This window comes from Candidatus Arthromitus sp. SFB-mouse-Japan, from assembly GCF_000270205.1.
Taxonomy (GTDB): domain Bacteria; phylum Bacillota; class Clostridia; order Clostridiales; family Clostridiaceae; genus Dwaynesavagella.
In genome coordinates this window covers 26076-47800 of sequence record NC_015913.1, presented here as the reverse complement: position 1 = coordinate 47800, position 21725 = coordinate 26076, and the positions used below count along the sequence as shown (strand labels likewise).

The following is a 21725-nucleotide window of genomic DNA, read 5'->3' as shown; positions in this document are numbered from 1 at the left end:
ATTTTAATCTCTCAAAATTGTATATAAATAATATATTGCTAATTTTGGTCAAGCCCTCGACCTATTAGTATAAATCAGCTAAATATGTTACCATACTTACACCTTTTACCTATCAACCTTGTGTTCTTCAAGGGGTCTTACTAGCTTACGCTATGGGAGATCTTATCTTAAGGTGGGCTTCACGCTTAGATGCCTTCAGCGTTTATCCCTTCCTAACTTAGCTACCCAGCCGTGCTCCTGGCGGAACAACTGGTTCACCATTGGTTAGTCCATCCCGGTCCTCTCGTACTAAGGACAGCTCCTCTCAAATCTCCTGCGCCCGCGACGGATAGGGACCGAACTGTCTCACGACGTTCTGAACCCAGCTCGCGTGCCGCTTTAATGGGCGAACAGCCCAACCCTTGGGACCTACTTCAGCCCCAGGATGCGACGAGCCGACATCGAGGTGCCAAACCTCCCCGTCGATGTGAACTCTTGGGGGAGATCAGCCTGTTATCCCCGAGGTAGCTTTTATCCGTTGAGCGATGGCCCTCCCACGAGGTACCACCGGATCACTAAGTCCTACTTTCGTACCTGCTCCACTTGTAGGTGTCGCAGTCAAGCTTCTTTATGCCTTTACGCTCTACGAAGGATTTCCATCCCTTCTGAAGAAACCTTTGAACGCCTCCGTTACTCTTTTGGAGGCGACCGCCCCAGTCAAACTGCCCATCTAACAGTGTCCTGTACCCAGTTCATGGATCCCAGTTAGAATTTCAGCAATATCAGGGTGGTATCCCAACATCGACTCCTCTAAATCTGACGATCTAGATTCCCAGTCTCCCACCTATCCTGTACAAATATTACCAAAACTCAATGCTAAATTACAGTAAAGCTCTACGGGGTCTTTCCGTCCAATCGCGGGTAGCAAGCATCTTCACTTGCACTACAATTTCGCCGGATTTGCAGTTGAGACAGCGCCCAAGTCATTACGCCATTCGTGCGGGTCAGAACTTACCTGACAAGGAATTTCGCTACCTTAGGACCGTTATAGTTACGGCCGCCGTTTACTGGGGCTTAAGTTCACTGCTTCTCTTACGATAACAGCTCCCCTTAACCTTCCAGCACCGGGCAGGCGTCAGCCCCTATACTTAAGCTTTCGCTTTTGCAGAGACCTGTGTTTTTGATAAACAGTTGCTTGGGCCTATTCTCTGCGACCATATCTCTATGGCACCCCTTCTCGCTAACTTACGGGGTCAATTTGCCGAGTTCCTTAACTGCAATTCTTCCGCTGGTCTTTGGATTCTCACCTCGCCTACCTGTGTCGGTTTGTGGTACGGGCACTAATTATCTACCTAGAAGTTTTTCTCGTCAGTGTGAAATCAGATACTTCAACTCATTCGTCTCCCCATAAAGAATCAACTTAATCGCATATATGGATTTGCCTCTACATGCTATCTCTTCTCTTAGACCAACCTCCATCTGTTGGCTATCCTATCCTTCTGCTTCCCTCCATCGATCAATCAATAATTAGTGGTATCGGAATATCTACCGATTATCCATCACTTACGCCTTTCGACCTCAGCTTAGGTCCCGACTTACCCTGGGCGGACGAACCTTCCCCAGGAAACCTTAGGCTTTCGACCATTAGGATTCTCACCTAATTCTCGCTACTTATGCCAACATTCTCTCTTGTATAAAATCCACTATTGCTCCCGCTTTAGCTTCAACTCTTATACAACGCTCCCCTACCAATGTTTCCATTCCACAGCTTCGGTGATGAGTTTTAGCCCCGTTTATCTTCGGCGCAGAAACTCTCGACTAGTGAGCTATTACGCACTCTTTAAATGAATGGCTGCTTCTAAGCCAACATCCTAGTTGTCTTAGAATCTCCACATCCTTTACCACTTAACTCATACTTTGGGACCTTAGCTGGTGATCTGGGCTTTTTCCCTTTTGTCCAAGAATCTTATCACTCTTAGACTGACTGCTAATAAACAAATATAGGCATTCGGAGTTTAATAAGGTTCGGTAACCTTACGGCCCCTAGCCCATTTAGTGCTCTACCTCCTATATTCTATGTATTAACGCTAGCCCTAAAGCTATTTCGGGGAGAACCAGCTATCTCCGAGTTCGATTGGAATTTCTCCGCTATCCACAATTCATCCCATGGTTTTTCAACACCAACGTGGTTCGGTCCTCCACGAAGTTTTACCTTCGCTTCAACCTGATCATGGATAGGTCACCCGGTTTCGGGTCTACAACATGCAACTATTCGCGCTATTAACACTCGATTTCTCTTCGACTACAGTCCTTAAGACCTTAATCTCGCTACACATCGTAACTCGTTGGCTCGTTCTACAAAAAGCACCTCATCACACATATTACGTGCTCTGAGCGGTTGTAAGCACACAGTTTCAGGTTCTATTTCACTCCCCTCCCGGGGTTCTTTTCACCTTTCCCTCACGGTACTACTCCTCTATCGGTCATCAGGTAGTATTTAGCCTTGGGTGGTGGTCCACCCTGCTTCCCACAAGGTTCCTCGTGTCTCGTGGTACTCTGGGTAAGTCTCTCTCAATTTCAGTTTTAAATTACGTGGCTATTACACTCTTCGGCTTAGATTTCCATCTATATTCATCTAACCTACTTTCTCAATTATAGACCCCCTCAACCCCCAAGTTTCCTTGGGTTTGGGCTCTTCCCCTTTCGCTCGCCACTACTTAGGGAATCGATATTTCTTTCTCTTCCTACAGGTACTTAGATGTTTCAGTTCCCTGCGTCTACCTTCTAATAACTATTAATTCATTACTAGATACATAGTCTCTCACTATGTGGGTTCCCCCATTCGGAAATCTACGGATCCATGACTATTTGCGTCTACCCGTAGCTTATCGCAGCTTATCACGTCCTTCATCAGCTCCTGATGCCAAGTCATCCTCTGTGCGCTCTTAGTAGCTTGACCTATTTTTCTTTCTATATTCTTCCAGCTCTTAAATTACTATTGCTAATAATTTAACTTGCTACCTTTCGCATCTTTACTATTTATATACAATTTTCAAAGATCTATATCCTTAAGTAACCTTCCAATTATAGGTCACTCACAATTGAATAGGAAAAAGTTATCCACTTCTTTCTTTCCTTAGAAAGGAGGTGATCCAGCCGCAGGTTCTCCTACGGCTACCTTGTTACGACTTCACCCCAATCACTGACCCCACCTTAGACTGCTGCCTCCTATATGGTTAGCCCACAGGTTTCGGGTGTTGCCAACTCTCATGGTGTGACGGGCGGTGTGTACAAGACCCGGGAACGTATTCACCGCGACATTCTGATTCGCGATTACTAGCAACTCCATCTTCATACAGGCGAGTTTCAGCCTGCAATCCGAACTGAGATGAGTTTTATAAGTTTTGCTCACTATCACTAGCTTGCTTCTCTCTGTTCTCACCATTGTAGCACGTGTGTAGCCCTAAACGTAAGGGGCATGATGATTTGACGTCATCCCCACCTTCCTCCTAGTTAACCTAGGCTGTCTCGCTAAAGTGCTCAGCTTAACCTGTTAGCAATTAACAACAAGGGTTGCGCTCGTTGCGGGACTTAACCCAACATCTCACGACACGAGCTGACGACAACCATGCACCACCTGTATCCTTGCTCTTGCGAGCTTCCCTCATTACAAGGTAATTCAAGGTATGTCAAGTTTAGGTAAGGTTCTTCGCGTTGCTTCGAATTAAACCACATGCTCCGCTGCTTGTGCGGGTCCCCGTCAATTCCTTTGAGTTTTAATCTTGCGATCGTACTCCTCAGGCGGGGTACTTATTGCGTTTGCGACGGCACGAATTGTTATTCACAACCCACACCTAGTACCCATCGTTTACAGCATGGACTACCAGGGTATCTAATCCTGTTTGCTCCCCATGCTCTCATGCCTCAGCGTCAGTTACAGTCCAGTAAGTCGCCTTCGCCACTGGTGTTCTTCCTAATCTCTACGCATTTCACCGCTACACTAGGAATTCCACTTACCTCTCCTGCACTCTAGTTAAACAGTTTTATATGCTTTCTACAGGTTAAGCCTATATATTTAACATATAACTTGTTTAACCGCCTACGCATCCTTTACGCCCAGTTATTCCGAACAACGCTTGCCACCTACGTATTACCGCGGCTGCTGGCACGTAGTTAGCCGTGGCTTCCTCTGCAGGTACCGTCCTTCCTCTTCCCTGCTAACAGAGCTTTACAATCCGAAAACCTTCTTCACTCACGCGGCGTTGCTGCATCAGGGTTTCCCCCATTGTGCAATATTCCCCACTGCTGCCTCCCGTAGGAGTATGGACCGTGTCTCAGTTCCATTGTGGCCGTTCATCCTCTCAGACCGGCTACACATCGTCGCCTAGGTAAGCCTTTACCTCACCTACTAGCTAATGTGCCGCAGACTCCTCCTATACCAATAAATCTTTCACTACATAATCATGCAACTATATAGCTATATGCGGTATTAATCCAACTTTCATCGGGCTATCCCCCAGTATAGGATAGATTATCTACGTGTTACTCACCCGTTCGCTGCTAAGTTATATAAAGCAAGCTCCATATATCTCCGCTCAACTTGCATGTGTTAGGCACGCCGCCAGCGTTCGTCCTGAGCCAGGATCAAACTCTTATCCTTCTCCCAGTCTCTCAAAATTAACGTTGACTTCTTCTCTTCATTCCTTTTCCCTATCCAATTGTCAATGATCTATAATCTATCTAACCTTCCTCCTGGCTGTCCCACAGCTAACTCACTCATATTACCAAACTTCATACCACCATGTCAATACCTTTCTACACATTTTACCTAAATTCTTTGTCTAAAATCTAAAGCTCTACTTAAAGTAATTTCATCAACATATTCTAAATCGCTTCCTAAAGGCACTCCATATGCTAATCTAGTTAATTTCTGTTCATTTGAAAACAATTTTGATATATATATACTAGTTGCCTCTCCCTCGAGAGTTGGGTTTGTCGCTAATATAACTTCATTTATCTTTTCTTCTTTTACTCTCTTAACAAACAATTCTATCTTAAGATCATCCGGACCGATACCTTTAATAGGAGATATTAATCCGTGCAACACATAGTATAACCCTTTATAACTTCCTATCTTCTCAAATGCATAAACATCTTTTACATCTTGTACAACACAAATTGTAGATTTATCTCTACTCGTATCCTTACAAATCAAACAAATATCATCATCAGAAAAATTATTGCATTTTTCACAATATCTTAATTTTTCTTTACATTTTTTTACAGAATCACAAAATTCATTGATCTCATTTATTTCTCTATTCAAAATATGCATGGTTAATCTTATAGCTGTCTTATATCCTATTCCAGGTAATTTAGAAAACTCACTAACAACTTTTTGTATATACTCTGGATACTCTATCATATTTACCCCCATAATTTAAAAATAAAATAAGGCGAGTATACACCCACCTAAACCTAATTTTATTAAAATCCTGGTATATTAAAACCACCAGTTAATTTGGACATTTCTCTATTAGTTTCATCGTCTACTTTTTTATATACATCATTTATACAACTTATTATTAAATCCTGTAGCATTTCAATATCATCTGGATCAACCACTTCTGGCTTTAATTTTAAATCGATTATTTCTTTCTTTCCATTCATTCTAACAAAAACAACCCCACCTCCAGATGTAGATTCAAACTCCATCTCCTCTAATTGTTTCTTTGTTTCTTCCATATTTTTTTGCAACTTTTGGGCTTGTTTAAATAAATTATTCATATTTCCTCCACCAAATCCACCTGAAAATCCTTTCATTACAAATCATTCCTTTCTTAAATCATTAATACTATTACTACTTGTTTTGTATTTCTATCTCATCACCAAAATAACCTTTTAACTTATGTTGAATATTGTCTTCCTCAACTTCATTTGAGAAAAATAACTCAAATTCTATACTACCTCCAAAAAAATCAAACAAATTTGTTTTAATTTCCCTAAGTGTATCTCTCTTTTTCAATCTATTTAATATTCCCTCTGTATTGCACTTAAAAACAATACTATCACTACTCATATCCTTCAAATCTCCATTAGTCAAAAGAGAATATAGAACCATATGTTTATTCATCTTGAGATACTTTAAAAAATCATTCCATTTATCAAATTTAATATTTTTATTTGCAGTATCATTAAAATCAGATTTTTTTACTTCGCTCTGCAAATCAAAACCTGATTTGTTTAACAAAGATTCTCCACCATCATATACGATTCTTACTATAAGCATCTCTAAATAAACTCTATACTCAATATCACTTAAATTTCCCATGTCATTTATTTTATTTAATTCACTTAAAACCATATATATGTAATCAAAATCCAAAATTTCTGATATAGCCATAATATTCTTTATATTTAAACTATTTTTTTCAATTAATATGTTTAAATTTTCCTTGTTTATTTTTAAAAACATAATATCTCTCAATACATTTCTGAAATCATTAATAAAACTTTTAATATTAAGACTATCTTCAAATATTTTTGATATTATTAAAAGAATCTTATTTAACTTATTTAATCTTAAATTATCTATAATATCGAATATCATCTCACTAGATGTAATACCTAAAATCCTACGAGAATGCTCAAATGTAATATTATCAGCTGACAACATCACTCTCTCCAAAATACTTATAGCATCCCTCATAGACCCATCAGCTAATTTAGATATTAATGAAATTGACTCGAAATCAATACTTATATTTTCACTTTCAACTATGTATTTTAGTCTATCTATTATGTTTTTATTATCTATATTCTTAAACTCAAATTTCTGACATCTAGATATAATCGTTTTAGGTATCTTTTTTATTTCAGTTGTCGATAAAATAAAAACAACATTTGATGGGGGCTCTTCTAAACTCTTAAGTAACGCATTAAAAGCGCTTATTGAGAGCATATGAACCTCATCTAAAATATAAACTTTATATCCATCTACAAAATTTGAATATCTTAATTCTTCAACTAGTGTTCTAATCTGATCTACACTATTATTAGATGCAGCATCTAGCTCAACTATATTAAGAATTTCATATGTAGAATTACAAGATCTACATTCATAACACGGCTCACCATTAACGTTATTTATACAATTTATAGCTTTCGCAAAAATTCTTGCACAAGTAGTCTTACCAGTACCTCTTATTCCAGAAAACAAATATGCATGAGAAAATTTATGCGATTTGACTTGATTCTTCAATATACTAGACACATTTTCCTGACCGCATATATCTTTAAACTTAACAGGTCTATACTTAATGTATAAAGAATTATTATCCATAAAATCATCCTTTTATTTTAAAGCATCCTACTAAATTAATAGGATGCTTTAAAATAAGTAATATGCTCTATTTATTAACATGTTGTGCTTCTCCCGTTGATAAATATACCCAAAGTGATAGATAAGTCATCAACTCAAATTAAATTATTCTACATCACTTAAAAACATCTACTTACCGTTGCTATCTTCCGATCCTGGCGGAGTTTATAGATCTCTTAATGCATAGAGTTTAATTCTCAACGAATCCGACTTAACTCAAACCCTTACGTACATAACCGAAGAGAGCCTTCAACTCTGCTGTAGCGGATTGCAGATACAGGGCACCGCTAGTTCCCCATCTAGCACAACAATTGGCGGAAAGAGAGGGATTCGAACCCTCGATAGAATTTCTCCTATACATGCGTTCCAGGCATGCCTCTTAAACCACTCGAGCATCTCTCCATACAACATAAAATTATATAGTATAAAATTTTATATTGCAATAAAATTATATTAAAAATTATTAAATAAGGTGTATATTATGGATATAAAATACTTCACTAAAGAAATGATAAGAGAAGCCTACAAAGCTTATAAACTTGATGAAATACCAGTAGGATGTTTAATTGTAAAAAATAATACAATAATTAGCAGATCTTATAATACTAAATACTCAACGAATATTCCAATAAACCATGCAGAAATTCTATCAATAATAAATTCATGTAAAATTTTAAATTCACTATATCTTGATAATTGTTCTATGTTTATATCTTTGGAACCTTGTACTATGTGTACAGGTGCTATAATTGAAAGTAGAATTAAAAACATATTTATAGGGTCTTCTAATCCCTTTAATGGATTTTTTTCTAAAAATTATTATAATCATCTTCCAAATTTGAATATTACATGGTTAAATGATACTACATCTGAATTTCTTATAAATAAATTCTTTATTAAAAAACGAACAAAGCTATAATGCAAATTATAGCTTTAACTATTAATCCTAACCCTCAATCTCTTTATACGATTTTTTCCTATATTCTCAATAATAAATGATATATTATTAATATCAACAACCTCTCCAGCTTCTGGAAATTTTCCTAATTTTTCAATTATATACCCTCCGATTGTTTCAAATTCTGATTCTATTGTTATGCCTAACATATCCTCAAGTGTATCAAGTTTAAGCGTGCCAACTATTAAATACTCCCTGTCATTTAAAACTTGAATTTCCTTATCTATTATTTCATCATACTCATCTTCTATATCTCCAACTATTTCCTCTATCAAATCTTCAATAGTTACAAGTCCAATAGTGCCACCATATTCATCTATTATAACACTCATATGATTCCTGTTCTTCTTCATTTCATTAAATAAATCACGTATTTTCTTATATTCATAACTTGAATATATGCTTCTTATATACTTATCTATTTTAAAATCCTTATCCTTTTCTATAAAAAACAAATCTTTTATATTAATTAAACCGATAATATTATCTATGTTATCCTTAAACACAGGAACTCTTGAAAATCGTTCAGTCTTAAATATAGATACAATTTCCTCGTAACTTGAGTCTATAGAAAGCGTGACCATGTCAACTCTTGGTATCATGATATCTTTCGCTTTTAAATCTCCGAACTCAAACACATTATATATGAGTCTCTTATCCTCTACTTCTAAAACACCCTCCTCCTGACTGAAGTTAACCATACTTTTAATATCTTCTTCTGTTATATTAACTTGACCTTCTCCCTCTTTAATTCCAAAAATAAGCATTATTATTTTAGATATCTTCGAAAATATAAAAACAATTGGTTTTAGTAATAAAAGCACTATTTTTAATGGTCTATATAATACTAATGCTAATTTTTCAGCTTTTAACACAGCGATAGTTTTAGGTGTAATCTCTCCAAAAATCAATATTACAATTGTTAAAACTAATGTAGACATAAACGTTGCAAATCCTATACCAAACTTACCAAATAAATTCATAAATATGATAGTTGAAATTGAAGATGCCAATATATTAACTATATTATTACAAATCAGTATTGTGCTTAAAATTTTACTAGGATCCTCTACTAATTCTTGAATTTCTTTAGCCCCTCTTATTCCATCATCTATAAATTGTTTAATCCTAATTTTATTAATAGACATAAGTGCTGTTTCAGCTGCTGAAAAAAAACCTGAAAGTAAAATTAGAAATACTAAAAATACTACAAGCCAACCACTAGATTCCAAAAATAACCACTCCTAAATAATTTTAATTTTGAATTAATTCTATATTACATAAAATTATAATCTCTATTTGTTAATAAATATAATAATTAAATAAAAGAGTGCCATATCAAATGGCACTCTTTGGCACTCTCAACAGGAATCGAACCTGTATCTACTCCTTAGGAGGGAGCTATTCTATCCATTAAACTATGAGAGCAAACATATATAATATTTCGTATGTTATTGTATTAAATTTTATAACCATTGTCAAATATAAAATATGTTTTATATTAAATACTTAATACATTTAAATATATTTTCATAAAAATCATTCCTAATAAGTTTATAATTCTTAAATTTTTCATACAACTCTCCATAATGATTAACACAAAATACAAATGCATTTCTATTTATATCTTTAATCATAAATAAATCATTGTTATATAATTCAATATCATCAAAATTATTGATTATAACTATATTACTATAGATCTTACATACTCTATTTTTTAATACAAGATTGATATGCTTTGAATTTATAATATTTATTCTTGAGGTAATAAATATCTTATCTTTTAATAACTTGCTACTAAGAATATTATCTATATACTTTATCAATATATAATCTCCTTCAATGAATATAAAATGAGGTTTATGTATCTCTATCAAATACAACAATTTATTATCATCAATTTGAAAATTATAATCCACAAATTTAATCTTAATATTATCATTTATAACATAATTAATACTCGTATTACCCCTATCAAAGCATAAAACAAGTATCTTTTCATTATTTTTTATATTTTTCATTCTTATATATGAATTCAAAAATAATGTTTTTCCACTCCCATTAAATCCTATTATTATTTCAACTTCGCTCATAATTCTCCACACACTTATTATTACACAATTATAAATATTCCATAAAATATGTATTAATGTTATAATTTATATAAATGAAATTTTTTCAATAAGGATAGGGTGTCTACATAATGAGTAATGAGAAAAAAATGGTTAGGGAAATTACATCTATGGATGTAGATTTTTCTAAGTGGTATACAGACATAATTAAAAAAGCAGAGCTAGCTGAGTATTCAAGCATAAAAGGCTGTATGATAATCAGACCTTATGGATTTAAAATTTGGGAAAATATACAAAGCTATCTAGATAAAAAATTTAAAAAAACAGGACATGAGAATATTTATATGCCCATGTTCATACCTGAATCTTTACTAAAAAAAGAGAGTGATCATGTCGAAGGATTCGCTCCTGAAGCTGCTTGGGTAACCCATGGCGGAAATGAAAAGTTAAATGAAAGAATGTGTGTTAGACCAACATCAGAAACTTTATTTTGTGAACACTACTCAAACATTATTGAATCTTATAAAGATTTACCAAAACTTTATAATCAATGGTGCTCTGTTGTTCGATGGGAAAAATCAACAAGACCATTTTTACGGACAACGGAATTTTTATGGCAAGAAGGACACACAGCACACGAAAATGAAGATGATGCTATGAGAGAAGTATTAAAAATGCTCGATATATATGAGGAATTATGTAAAAACATATTGGCAATTCCAGTTATTAAGGGTAAAAAAACAAATATTGAAAAATTCGCTGGTGCAAAACAAACTTACACAATCGAAAGTATGATGCATGATGGAAAAGCGCTTCAAAGTGGCACAACTCACTATTTTTCTGATATATTTGCTAAAGCATTTAACATTACCTTTACAGATAAAAATGGAGAACAAAAATATGTACATCAAACTTCATGGGGAGTATCCTCAAGATTAATAGGATCTATAATTATGGTTCATGGTGATAATAAGGGACTTTGTCTTCCTCCAAGAATTGCTCCCATACAAGTTATAATTGTTCCTATTAACATTAAAGATGACAAAATCATAAATAAAGCCTATGAAATATATGATCATCTCAAAAAACATTTCAGATGTTTAATAGATAAATCAAATAAATCTGCAGGATGGAAATTCAATCAATATGATATGAAGGGAATTCCCCTAAGGCTAGAGCTTGGTTCGAGAGATTTTGAAAAAAACTCAATAACTTTATATAGACGTGATACTGGTGAAAAAGTTATGATACCTTTAAACTCAAATTTAAATGAAATTATAAAAGAATATCTAGATAAAGTTCATGAAAAATTATTTGAAAAAGCTCTTAAAATTAGAGAACAAAAAACATACGTAGCTAAGACAATAGAAGATTTAAAAAACATTTATAAATCTAAATCTGGATTTACTAAAGTTATGCTATGTGACAATGAGGAATGTGAAACAAAAATAAAAAATGAAGTATCTATAACATCAAGATGTATACCGTTTGATCAAACAAAATTATATGATAAATGTATTTGCTGTAATAAACCTACTGATACTATGGTTTTGTTTGGTAAATCTTATTAGGAGCATAAAATTATGAAATTACTTAAATTTATTTCACTCCTATTTATATTTTTGTGTTTAACATCTTGTAATACTGATTATTTAAATGTTAGTGATGAGTATACAAATGACCTTAATATTTCCTCTAATGAAATCTTCGATATGGCCACTAAAGGATTAGATCTACCAAAATTTAAAAGTTTAAATGAAGATGAAATTTTAGATTTGTACGCTTTAGATCCAAGCATTTTGATAGACTATATATCAAACGTTTCTCAGGAAAATACATCTGGTGTTGAGATATCTATATTCCATTTAAAAGATAAAACAAACGCAAATGAGGTTATATTAGGCATACAAAGAAGAATTGAAATATTAGAAAATGATTTTAGAACTGTTAAACAATCAGAATATGATTTAATAACGAATCCATACTTAAATACTATCGGTAACTACATTATATTTGCACTACACAAGGATATAAAAACATTTGAAAACAATCTAAATAATATTTTTTAAAATAATTTAAGGAGAATTATTATTCTCCTTAAAATTATAAGGAGATTTAATTATGATTATAAATAAAAAATCAGCTATAATTGTATCATCATTAACACTATTTGGTTTAACATCTTGTAATGGAAACACTATATCTGAAAATAAAGTCACAGAAAATACAGAAGATAATTTACAAATATCAACAAGAACCATAGATACAAATGAAAATGTAATAAACTTAAATAATGAGGAAACTCCTTCCCTTGGATTATATGATTACACAATAGGACTATCATCATATCCTATTATAGAAAATATACCTTTAGATAAATCACCTGAAAATAAAGAAATTTTAGAAGAACTTTTTACACTTAGTGAAGTTGAAAAAATTGCTGAAGATATATCAAATGAATATATGAATTATTTATCAGAAAACGAGACATATTTAACTAATGAATATGAAAAATATATAAATTCACTTGAGAATAACTACTCAAACTTAGAGACTGAATATACAAACTTATTAAATGATTTTTTAAACTATCTAGATAATAATTATCAAGATGAAACAGACAAAGAAGATGAAGTCATTCCTAATATTCCTCCACCATCTTTTGAAGATACACCCCAAGAAAATGAAAATAATAATACAAACAATAATAAATTTCTAACTAGAGAAGAAGAAATAAACGCAATTTATGAAAAGGCTTTATATAATTCGGCTAAAAATACTAATGACTATGAACCTATACAAGGGCAACCTCAGAGTACTTCGAAACTTATACTAGATGAAATATTAGAAAACATTACCTTACAACCATACACATACGCTAATAATTCTTTCATTTCATTAAATTATGGTATTGACATAACTGAAATAGAAGATTATAAACTCATACATTCTAAAGAATTAAGTTCAAACTATTTTGAACTTTTTATATTTAAACCTAAAAACTTATCAGATCAATCTTTAATGAATAAACTTAATTTGAGAATATCTAGTATTTTAAGTTCGATTAATGAACATACTAATAATGAATTTAAAATTGAAAATAATGTTCTTCTTTTAAGTATAGAAGATCATATACTATTTTGTTTCTCAAAAAATAGTGATGATATATTAAAATTATTTGAAAAATAATAAAGGGATTGGATGTTTAATGGTATTCTCTAGTTTAATATTTATATTTTTTTTCCTACCAATTACATTATTTATTTATTATATATCTCCAAAATCAATTAGGCTTGCTGTACTTTTCTTAGCAAGTCTTTTGTTCTATGCCTTTGGAGAACCTTTGTATATTTTCCTCATGATCTTCTCAACCATCTTAGATTACACAATAGGATTATTGATAGATAAATACAAAAACTTTAAATATTTAAAAATCGCATTCCTTACACTATCTATTGTAGTTAATTTATCTATGCTATGTTTCTTTAAATATTCGTCACTTATTATTAAGTCTTTAAATGTAGTATTTAATTTAAATATAAATTATTCTCCTCTTCCTCTACCAATAGGTATATCATTCTACACCTTTCAAACTCTTTCATATACAGTAGATATCTTCTTAAATAAAATAGACGTGCAAAAAAATTTCATATCATTTGGAGCATATATATCATTATTTCCTCAACTCATCGCAGGACCAATTGTTACTTACAAAAGTATTGAAAAAGATATAAATAATAAATCTCGAGAGAATATTAAATTGTTTGATAATGGGGTAACTAGATTTATGGAAGGGATTTGCAAAAAAGTAATCATTGCAAATAATATGGGATACCTATTTAGTACACTAACAGAATTACCTCTATCTAATATGTCAACTCTCACAGCATGGATGTGTATATTTTCATACTTCTTTCAAATTTATTTTGATTTCAGTGGATATTCAGATATGGCAATAGGACTTGGATACATGTTTGGGTTTAAATTTAACGAAAATTTTAACTACCCCTATATGTCAAGAAGTGTAACTGAATTTTGGAGAAGATGGCATATCTCTTTAGGATCATGGTTTAAAGACTATTTGTATATACCTCTAGGAGGGAATAGACGACATAAATATTTTAATTTATTTATTGTTTGGATGTTCACAGGTCTATGGCATGGTGCTAATTTTAACTTTATACTCTGGGGAATTTACTTTTTTATATTTATACTTATTGAAAAGATATTTTTACTTAAATTTCTCGAAAATAGCAAAATATTATCTAGAATTTATTTAATAATTATAGTGTTATTTGGATGGTGTATTTTTGTATTTGAAGATTTTAATTATCTAAAAGGATTTATATTTAAAATGATTTCTATAGACAATTTTATAGATATGACATTTTTATATTATTTTACAAATTTCATCATTTATTTTATTATATCAATCATATTTTCGACTCCTATAATAAAAAATATTAAATCAAAAATATCCCCTATCCTAGCAAAAATATTTTTAATTATAATGTTTTTAATAAGTATATCATTTATAGTTAATTCATCATTCAACCCATTTCTATACTTCAGATTTTAATAAAAGGAAGTGGTATAAATTAAAAGGAACTATTTACTTAGCATTATATTTTTAATAATAATTTTTATTTTTCCTGTTTTACACATTTTATTTAAAGATAAGGATTTTTCATTTATAGAAAATAGATATTTATCAAAAATTTCCAGAATTCTCTATGGAATCACTTACATCTGGAAAATTTAATGATGAATTTTCTTCTTACCTTGAAGACCATTTTCCTTTTAGAAATAACTTCATAACTTTAAAGTCATCATTTGAATTTTTAATAGGTCGAAGAGATATAAATAACATTTACATCGCAAAAAATAATTACTTAATAGAAACTTTCAAAGATATCAATTTAAATATAATTAATAATAACTTAAACTTAATAAATGATTTATCTACAAACTATAAAATTAGTTTAATGATAATACCAACTTCTACAGAAATATTAAAAGATTATCTTCCTCCATATTCAGTAAATGTAGATCAGGTTAAACTGTTAAAATACATAGAAAATGCATTAAATAATAATATTAAATTTATAAATCCAATTGAGATATTTAACTTACATAAAAATGAATATATCTACTATAAAACAGATCATCATTACACAACTCTCGGAGCTTATTACTCCTATTTAAAATTTTGCGAAGAAAATATCATTACCCCACTTAACAAAGATAATTTTTTAATTAAAAGGGTGTCTAATACATTTCTTGGATCATTATTCTCTAAAGTTAACCTAATTGGCATTACTCCAGACGAAGTATACATTTTCCGAAGTAAACAAAAAAATGATTTAACAGTTGACTATGTTACTAAAAAGTCAACTTCTCTTTATAACTTTTCATATTTAAATAACGCTAGAGATCACTATAATATATTTCTTGATAACAATCATCCCTTAATTAAAATAACTACATCTATTCATAACAATAAAAAATTGTGTATAATAAAAGACTCTTATGCTAACTCTTTTATACCTTTTTTAGTAAATCACTTTGAGGAAATACACGTATTAGATTTAAGGTTTTACACAAAAAATATAATTAACTATCTTAAGGAAAATAATTTAGAAGAGATTCTAATCTACTACAATATAAAAAACTTTTGTGAAGATAAGAATTTTATATTTATAAAACAAAATTAATGGAGGGATAACTTGAAGCGCAAAACTTTATATACTCTTTTTACTACTTTTTTTAAGATTGGGCTACTAACCTTTGGCGGTGGATATTCAATGTTACCATTTATCGAAAAAGAAATAACTGAGAAAAACAAATTTATAACTCAAGATGAGCTGCTTGATATATTTTCAATTTCTGAATGCACACCAGGACCTGTATCTATAAATTGTGCGACATTTATTGGTTACAAACTTTGTGGTTTTATTGGTGCAACTGTATCAACTCTTGGCATAGTTCTTCCATCCTTTATAATAATACTCTTGATATCATTTTTCTTAGATTACTTTAAAGAAATTAGAATAATATCTGGTTTTCTTAGCGGTATAAAAATAGGAGTTATAGTTATGCTCGCATTTACAGTATTAAAGATGAACAAAAAATCTAAAAAAACTAAATACTATTATCCAATAATGGTACTTGTACTTTTGTTATGTTTCTTTACTCCTATAAGTTCAATTACAATTTTAATTATATCTATCATTATAAACATTTTAATAATTAGATTTAGAGGGAAGATTTAAATGGGAATAAATTTTATGCTTCTTTCTGTATTCTTTAAAATTGGTCTCTTTACATTCGGTGGTGGGTATGCAATGATACCTCTAATTAAAGAATACATACTTAAATATTCTTGGGCAACTAACAATGAACTCCTAGAATTCATCGCAATATCAGAATCAACCCCGGGACCTTTCGCAATTAATATAAGTACATTCATTGGTTTCAGAAATTCTAGAATAATAGGTGCTATATTCTCAACGCTTGGAGTAGTTCTTCCATCTTTTATAATAATTATCCTTGTATCAAAATTCATAAACAAATTTAAAAATAACATTTATCTTGAAAGCACTCTAAAAAATATAAGACCTGTAATACTTTCACTCTTAATTTATTCCGTTATAAATATTGCAAGTAAATCACTTTTTTCATCATCAGGAATAGATAAAATAAATCTAATATTATTTTTGATCTTGCTCCTATTTAATTTAAAATTTAAACTATCACCTCTAAAAATAATTTTGCTATCAGGAATACTTGGAGTAATTTTTTTAAAATAAAAATGCATCTCAATAAATTTTGAGATGCATTTTTTAAACTCTATAACTTTCTTCTCCAAAATCTGCCCAAATTTCGCATTGAGATAATACTGTTGCCACGGCATCCTCTAAACCTTTTGGTGGATAATCATAGTCTTTTAAAAGTTTTCTAACCATTCTACGCATTTTTGCTCTCGCAGTATCCTTTTTCTGCCAATCTATAGTTCTACTTCTTCTTAAGCTGTCTGTAAGCATACGAGTGAGTGCTACAAGTTCTTGATTTGTGTAAAAATCTTTTATAGCCTCTGGTCGAGTTAGTGCATCATAAAATGCCATCTCCTCATCACTAAGTCCAAGTGATTCTGCCTCTTCTGAGGAGCGTGATATATCTCGTGCCATCTTTAATAGCTCTTCTATTATCTCTTCATTTGTGATCATTCCATTTATATATAACCTCATAGCCTTATTTAACATTTCCGAAAATTTTTGTGATTTAACAATATTATTCCTTTTATATACTGAAATCTGTTCATTTAAAAGTTTCTTTAACATTTCAACTGCCAAATTCTTCTCTTTCATATTTGAAACTTCTTCTAAAAATTTTTCATCAAATATAGAAACCCCAATATCAATATCAGAAAATAAATTTATAATACCATCACTTTTTATACTCTCTTTTAATAAGTCATTAATATGCTTATTTATATCTTTTAAAGAAAGAGGTTTATTTTCTCCTGTTATGCGTGTAAGTAGTGTACGAAGTGCTTCAAAATATGCAGATTCAAGTCTTTGATCCTTAGTTAAAATAGAGCGACAAAGTGAAACAGATTGACGCAAGAGAAGCGACTCTTTTATATAGAATTTTTTATCCTCCTTTCTTGATGGATCTGATAGAAAGTTAACGCCTCCACTTATAAGTTTTGCACGCGTAAGATCTGTTAATGATTTAAGCATAAATGAGGAATAATCAAACCCATGCAAAAGAGCACGACATACCTCAAGTTTTTCTATAAACTTTGGATAAGCAATTTTTGAGATATCACTCTCCCCATAATTTACCTTATCTCTCTTTGTGTAATCGCTCATCGCCTTTTTCAAAGCTCCTGCAATTCCAATATAATCAACTATAAGTCCGCCCTCTTTATTTTTATAAACTCTATTAACTCTAGCTATAGCCTGCATTAAATTATGACCACTCATAGGTTTATATATATACATAGTTGCAAGAGATGGAACATCAAATCCAGTAAGCCACATATCAACAACAATTGCTATTTTAAATGAAGATCCATTATCCTTAAATTTTTTGGCTAGTTCATCCTTATAACGTTTATTTCCTATTATTTTTCTCCAATCTTCTGGATCGTTATTTCCTGAAGTCATAACAACATATACTTTTTCTTCCCATTCAGGCTTTAATTCTAAAATTTTATGATAAATTTTCATAGCAATAGGGCGAGAATATGCAACTATCATTGCTTTACCTGTTAATTCATACTGTCTGTTTTCTTCATAGTGCATTACGATATCTCTAGTTAAAGAGTCTATAGTTTGATCTGCTCCAAGTATACTCTCTAATCTTCCAAGTTCTTTTTTACTCTTCTCAATTGCATGAATCTCAGCGTTATTAGATAAAATTTCATACTCTTTATCTATCATCTCCAATATAGAGTTATCCAAATTCAATTTAATTACACGGCTTTCATAATAAACTGGGCGAGTTGCTCCATCTTCTACAGCTTGAGTCATATCATATATATCAATATAATTTCCAAACACCTCAATTGTAGATCTATCTTTTAATGAAATCGGAGTTCCTGTGAAACCTATATATGTTGCGTTAGGGAAATTATCTCGTATTATTCTAGCTATACCAAAACTTATACGCCCTGTATTTTTATCAACTTTCTCATCTAATCCATACTGTCCCCTATGGGCCTCATCTGCCATGATTATAATATTTTTTCTCTCTGATAGAGGCTCTGTACTTTCCTCAAACTTTTGAATTGTTGAAAAAATGATTCCATTTGCCTCTCTTCCAGCAAGAAGTTTTTTCAAATGCTCACGGCTTTCTGCCTTATTTGGAACTTGATAAAGAAAATCTTTACATTTAGAAAACTGAGAGAAGAGTTGATCATCTAAATCATTTCTATCTGTAAGTACAAGTATAGTTGGAGAATTTATGGTTTCACAAAGAAGATGAGCATAAAATAGCATAGATAGGGATTTACCACTCCCTTGTGTGTGCCAAAATACTCCAGCTTTTCCATCGCTTTCTAAAGCATTAAGAGTCGATTTAATAGCTTTTCTAACAGCGAAATATTGATGATAGGCTGAAAATATTTTTGAATTTTCAGAAAAGCATATAAAATTTTTGATGATATCAAGTAGGCGAGCTTTATCAAACATTCCTTCAATAAAAGTATCAAACTGAGCATAAGAGGTATTTTCATAGCTTCCATCCTTAGTTTTCCACTCCATGAATCTATCTTCACTACTTGTTATAGTTCCAGCCTTTGATACTGCAAGATCACTCATAACTAAAAAAGCATTGTAATTAAAAAGAGAAGGTATCTCGTACATATAATTTCTGAGCTGATTATATGCTTCTGACACGCTTGTCTCTTCACGACTTGGAGACTTAAGCTCAAATACCACAATAGGAATACCATTTAAAAATAAAATAAGGTCTGGTCTCTTCTCACTATTTTCAACAATTGTCCACTGATTAACTATTGTGAAGGTATTTTTCTCTAGGCAGTTATAATCGGCAAGCTTAACTAAATAGCTTTCCTGATTTCCGTTATTAAAACAGTTGACGCTCACTCCATTTTGTAGATAATTCATAAATATTCTATTTTTATCAAGTAAGGTTCCACCTTCAATGTTTCTTAGTTTATTTATGCATTCATTAATTGCAGATTGTGGGATGTCTTTGTTTATTCTCTTAAGAGATGGTGTAAGCTCATCCATATAAATAGCATCTGAATAATCACGGCTTATATCTGGTCCGTATAAATAATTATAAGAAAGAGTATCTCTGAAAACCTCAATCAAAGCATTTTCATAATTCGCTTCTGTGTATGACATATATTAACCTCCTTGTATCAAAAATTTTATATACTTAAATATTTCTCTATTTAACTCTGATCTCTCCAGACATTAATTTTGGAAGTAATGTATCACGAATTGAAGAGAGATTAGTTGATTCAAAAATATTATGATCATATAAATCCATTAATTGTCCAATTAATACCTCAAATATTTTTAAAAATTCGTAATTTGGTAATATAATTGGTATATTCCTCATATCTGTTTGCGTTATTAATGGTTGAGTAGAACCTCTATTCATATTATAAAATTTTACAATACATAATTGTTGATATACAAATTCATAATATTCAGTTTTTATAACTAATGTATTATCAGACGGCCAACAAGGAGAACAAAATCTCTGTATAACTCCATGAGTACCAACCCGACCAGTTATTAAAATCTTTTCATTATAAAGAGTATCACTAGTAAATCCCATCACAGAACTCGCCCCAATAATAGGTATATAAGCTTCCATAGATACTGTAGACATACGTAACTTAGGTCGTTTACCAGTAGTAATGTTTGCAATATCACCAAGTTTTACTTCTTTCCAATCATCTGGCATCTTACCGCCCCAAGGTTCAAAGTCCACAAACCAAGATTTAAAAATCGCCTTCGCCATTTCCTCCAAAGTTTTATTTATTTTCTTGTTGAGTTCGATTTTGTCATCTAAAATCTTAAGTAGTTGTCCAATTTTTTGTTGCTCTTCTAACGGTGGTAAAATAATTTTTAACTTACCTATATCTGATGGTTTTATCGATGGATACGTAGATACACTTTGTTCTGCAATACTATGTAATAAATTTACTATATCATTTTGAGTTAAATAATAATAAATAAAATTACTATCAGCAACTAACTTGTCTGTAGTAATTACCGCAAATCCAGTAGACACAAGCATATTAGTTAATACATCTTTCATGATACCATAATGCCTTTGATTCGGACGTACTGTTGAATATAAAATATCATCAACATTAACTTTTCTCCGTGCTCTACTCGGTAATTTATCTTTACCAATTATAAAATGTTGAATACTATCAATATTATTTTCTACTATACTGCTTGTATCTAGATAATTAACAAATTCCCATTTATCTAGAATAGAATATGTACTCTGATTAATTTTACAAATATTAGATATAGATGTAATTCTCCACCCATCTATCATAATGAATTAACCCCTTTTCTAATCATCCCAATTATCGCTTCCTGCCTCCCTCTCTTTTAAAATTAAAATTTCTAGAAGATCATCAAAAGCATAAATAAAATTATCGCGTATAAGAATAACAAGTGTATCAATATCCTCTGTTAAATTAAATTGTCCTACAATCCCAGTTCTATAAATAATATCATCCCTCGTCTCTTCAAAATTAGCAGTTTTAAGTGCGTTAAGGCTTGCAGAAAAATTATCTATCTTTTTCATTATATACTCCTTCATTAATCTC

16 protein-coding genes, 2 tRNA genes, 2 rRNA genes and 1 other RNA gene are annotated in these 21725 nt (G+C 31.5%); 8 read left to right on the top strand and 13 right to left on the bottom strand.

The window, feature by feature from the left end; all coding sequences use genetic code 11:
* Nucleotides 1-44 precede the first annotated feature (44 nt).
* The 7 genes from SFBM_RS00220 to SFBM_RS00195 all read right to left on the bottom strand — a co-directional run bounded on the left by SFBM_RS00220 (nucleotide 45) and on the right by SFBM_RS00195 (nucleotide 7762).
* Nucleotides 45-2938: ribosomal RNA gene (locus tag SFBM_RS00220) — 23S ribosomal RNA — on the bottom strand.
* A gap of 181 nt (nucleotides 2939-3119) precedes the next feature.
* A 16S ribosomal RNA gene (locus tag SFBM_RS00215) occupies nucleotides 3120-4639 on the bottom strand.
* Together the 16S and 23S rRNA genes form the textbook arrangement of a ribosomal RNA operon.
* Before the next feature lie 168 nt (nucleotides 4640-4807).
* Complete coding sequence (gene recR, locus SFBM_RS00210) at nucleotides 4808-5404, bottom strand: recombination mediator RecR (protein ID WP_007440366.1); 597 nt, start codon at nucleotides 5402-5404, stop codon at nucleotides 4808-4810.
* A gap of 62 nt (nucleotides 5405-5466) precedes the next feature.
* Nucleotides 5467-5802, bottom strand: a complete 336-nt coding sequence (locus SFBM_RS00205; protein WP_005804971.1) for a YbaB/EbfC family nucleoid-associated protein — start codon at nucleotides 5800-5802, stop codon at nucleotides 5467-5469.
* A 37-nt stretch (nucleotides 5803-5839) separates the two neighbouring features.
* A complete protein-coding gene (gene dnaX / locus SFBM_RS00200; protein WP_005804972.1) occupies nucleotides 5840-7321 on the bottom strand; it encodes a DNA polymerase III subunit gamma/tau in 1482 nt (493 codons plus the stop codon).
* A gap of 82 nt (nucleotides 7322-7403) precedes the next feature.
* An RNA gene (gene ffs, locus SFBM_RS07840) (signal recognition particle sRNA large type) lies at nucleotides 7404-7668 on the bottom strand.
* Between the two features lie 4 nt (nucleotides 7669-7672).
* Nucleotides 7673-7762 (bottom strand) — tRNA-Ser (locus SFBM_RS00195).
* Between the two features lie 79 nt (nucleotides 7763-7841).
* On the opposite strand from SFBM_RS00195, the gene SFBM_RS00190 reads away from it, so the two are divergent.
* Nucleotides 7842-8279, top strand: coding sequence for a nucleoside deaminase (locus SFBM_RS00190; RefSeq protein ID WP_005804975.1), 438 nt, complete (start codon nucleotides 7842-7844; stop codon nucleotides 8277-8279).
* Nucleotides 8280-8293: 14 nt separating this feature from the next.
* On the opposite strand, the gene SFBM_RS00185 is transcribed toward SFBM_RS00190, so the two are convergent.
* The 3 genes from SFBM_RS00185 to SFBM_RS00175 form a co-directional block, all read right to left on the bottom strand.
* On the bottom strand, nucleotides 8294-9550 hold the full coding sequence (locus tag SFBM_RS00185; RefSeq protein ID WP_005804976.1) for an HlyC/CorC family transporter: 1257 nt from the start codon (nucleotides 9548-9550) through the stop codon (nucleotides 8294-8296).
* A 121-nt stretch (nucleotides 9551-9671) separates the two neighbouring features.
* Nucleotides 9672-9746, bottom strand: a tRNA-Arg gene (locus SFBM_RS00180).
* A gap of 68 nt (nucleotides 9747-9814) precedes the next feature.
* Nucleotides 9815-10414 (bottom strand): hypothetical protein, encoded by a 600-nt coding sequence (locus SFBM_RS00175; protein ID WP_005804977.1) that lies wholly within the window; start codon nucleotides 10412-10414, stop codon nucleotides 9815-9817.
* Between the two features lie 110 nt (nucleotides 10415-10524).
* Between SFBM_RS00175 and proS the strand changes: the two genes are divergently transcribed.
* From proS to SFBM_RS07875, 7 genes are all read left to right on the top strand, one after another.
* On the top strand, nucleotides 10525-11964 hold the full coding sequence (gene proS, locus SFBM_RS00170; protein WP_005804978.1) for a proline--tRNA ligase: 1440 nt from the start codon (nucleotides 10525-10527) through the stop codon (nucleotides 11962-11964).
* A 12-nt stretch (nucleotides 11965-11976) separates the two neighbouring features.
* Nucleotides 11977-12462 (top strand): DUF4358 domain-containing protein, encoded by a 486-nt coding sequence (locus SFBM_RS00165; RefSeq protein ID WP_005804979.1) that lies wholly within the window; start codon nucleotides 11977-11979, stop codon nucleotides 12460-12462.
* 52 nt (nucleotides 12463-12514) lie between these two features.
* A complete protein-coding gene (locus tag SFBM_RS00160) occupies nucleotides 12515-13582 on the top strand; it encodes a hypothetical protein (protein WP_005804982.1) in 1068 nt (355 codons plus the stop codon).
* Nucleotides 13583-13601: 19 nt separating this feature from the next.
* On the top strand, nucleotides 13602-14972 hold the full coding sequence (locus tag SFBM_RS00155) for an MBOAT family O-acyltransferase (protein WP_007440367.1): 1371 nt from the start codon (nucleotides 13602-13604) through the stop codon (nucleotides 14970-14972).
* A gap of 154 nt (nucleotides 14973-15126) precedes the next feature.
* Nucleotides 15127-16107 (top strand): DHHW family protein, encoded by a 981-nt coding sequence (locus tag SFBM_RS00150; protein ID WP_005804984.1) that lies wholly within the window; start codon nucleotides 15127-15129, stop codon nucleotides 16105-16107.
* 90 nt (nucleotides 16108-16197) lie between these two features.
* Nucleotides 16198-16665, top strand: coding sequence for a chromate transporter (locus tag SFBM_RS00145; RefSeq protein WP_242821339.1), 468 nt, complete (start codon nucleotides 16198-16200; stop codon nucleotides 16663-16665).
* Entirely contained in the window at nucleotides 16666-17202 is a 537-nt protein-coding gene (locus SFBM_RS07875) for a chromate transporter (protein ID WP_005804986.1), read from the top strand.
* Nucleotides 17203-17235: 33 nt separating this feature from the next.
* Here the strand turns inward: SFBM_RS07875 and SFBM_RS00130 are convergent, their stop codons facing one another.
* From SFBM_RS00130 to SFBM_RS00120, 3 genes are read right to left on the bottom strand one after another with little or no spacing between them, the layout of a single operon-like run.
* Nucleotides 17236-20271: a type I restriction endonuclease subunit R gene (locus tag SFBM_RS00130; RefSeq protein ID WP_005804987.1), complete on the bottom strand. Its 3036-nt coding sequence runs from the start codon at nucleotides 20269-20271 to the stop codon at nucleotides 17236-17238.
* 46 nt (nucleotides 20272-20317) lie between these two features.
* On the bottom strand, nucleotides 20318-21448 hold the full coding sequence (locus SFBM_RS00125; RefSeq protein ID WP_005804988.1) for a restriction endonuclease subunit S: 1131 nt from the start codon (nucleotides 21446-21448) through the stop codon (nucleotides 20318-20320).
* 18 nt (nucleotides 21449-21466) lie between these two features.
* Nucleotides 21467-21703, bottom strand: a complete 237-nt coding sequence (locus SFBM_RS00120) for a hypothetical protein (protein WP_007440965.1) — start codon at nucleotides 21701-21703, stop codon at nucleotides 21467-21469.
* Nucleotides 21704-21725 lie beyond the last annotated feature (22 nt).

What these genes read in the sequence shown, in the direction of transcription:
- recR (WP_007440366.1), bottom strand. Translation starts at nt 5,404, where the DNA reads ATGATAGAGTATCCAGAGTATATACAAAAAGTTGTTAGTGAGTTTTCT.
- SFBM_RS00205 (WP_005804971.1), bottom strand. Translation starts at nt 5,802, where the DNA reads ATGAAAGGATTTTCAGGTGGATTTGGTGGAGGAAATATGAATAATTTA.
- dnaX (WP_005804972.1), bottom strand. Translation starts at nt 7,321, where the DNA reads ATGGATAATAATTCTTTATACATTAAGTATAGACCTGTTAAGTTTAAA.
- SFBM_RS00190 (WP_005804975.1), top strand. Translation starts at nt 7,842, where the DNA reads ATGGATATAAAATACTTCACTAAAGAAATGATAAGAGAAGCCTACAAA.
- SFBM_RS00175 (WP_005804977.1), bottom strand. Translation starts at nt 10,414, where the DNA reads ATGAGCGAAGTTGAAATAATAATAGGATTTAATGGGAGTGGAAAAACA.
- proS (WP_005804978.1), top strand. Translation starts at nt 10,525, where the DNA reads ATGAGTAATGAGAAAAAAATGGTTAGGGAAATTACATCTATGGATGTA.
- SFBM_RS00165 (WP_005804979.1), top strand. Translation starts at nt 11,977, where the DNA reads ATGAAATTACTTAAATTTATTTCACTCCTATTTATATTTTTGTGTTTA.
- SFBM_RS00160 (WP_005804982.1), top strand. Translation starts at nt 12,515, where the DNA reads ATGATTATAAATAAAAAATCAGCTATAATTGTATCATCATTAACACTA.
- SFBM_RS00155 (WP_007440367.1), top strand. Translation starts at nt 13,602, where the DNA reads ATGGTATTCTCTAGTTTAATATTTATATTTTTTTTCCTACCAATTACA.
- SFBM_RS00150 (WP_005804984.1), top strand. Translation starts at nt 15,127, where the DNA reads ATGGAATCACTTACATCTGGAAAATTTAATGATGAATTTTCTTCTTAC.
- SFBM_RS00145 (WP_242821339.1), top strand. Translation starts at nt 16,198, where the DNA reads ATGTTACCATTTATCGAAAAAGAAATAACTGAGAAAAACAAATTTATA.
- SFBM_RS07875 (WP_005804986.1), top strand. Translation starts at nt 16,666, where the DNA reads ATGGGAATAAATTTTATGCTTCTTTCTGTATTCTTTAAAATTGGTCTC.
- SFBM_RS00130 (WP_005804987.1), bottom strand. Translation starts at nt 20,271, where the DNA reads ATGTCATACACAGAAGCGAATTATGAAAATGCTTTGATTGAGGTTTTC.
- SFBM_RS00125 (WP_005804988.1), bottom strand. Translation starts at nt 21,448, where the DNA reads ATGATAGATGGGTGGAGAATTACATCTATATCTAATATTTGTAAAATT.
- SFBM_RS00120 (WP_007440965.1), bottom strand. Translation starts at nt 21,703, where the DNA reads ATGAAAAAGATAGATAATTTTTCTGCAAGCCTTAACGCACTTAAAACT.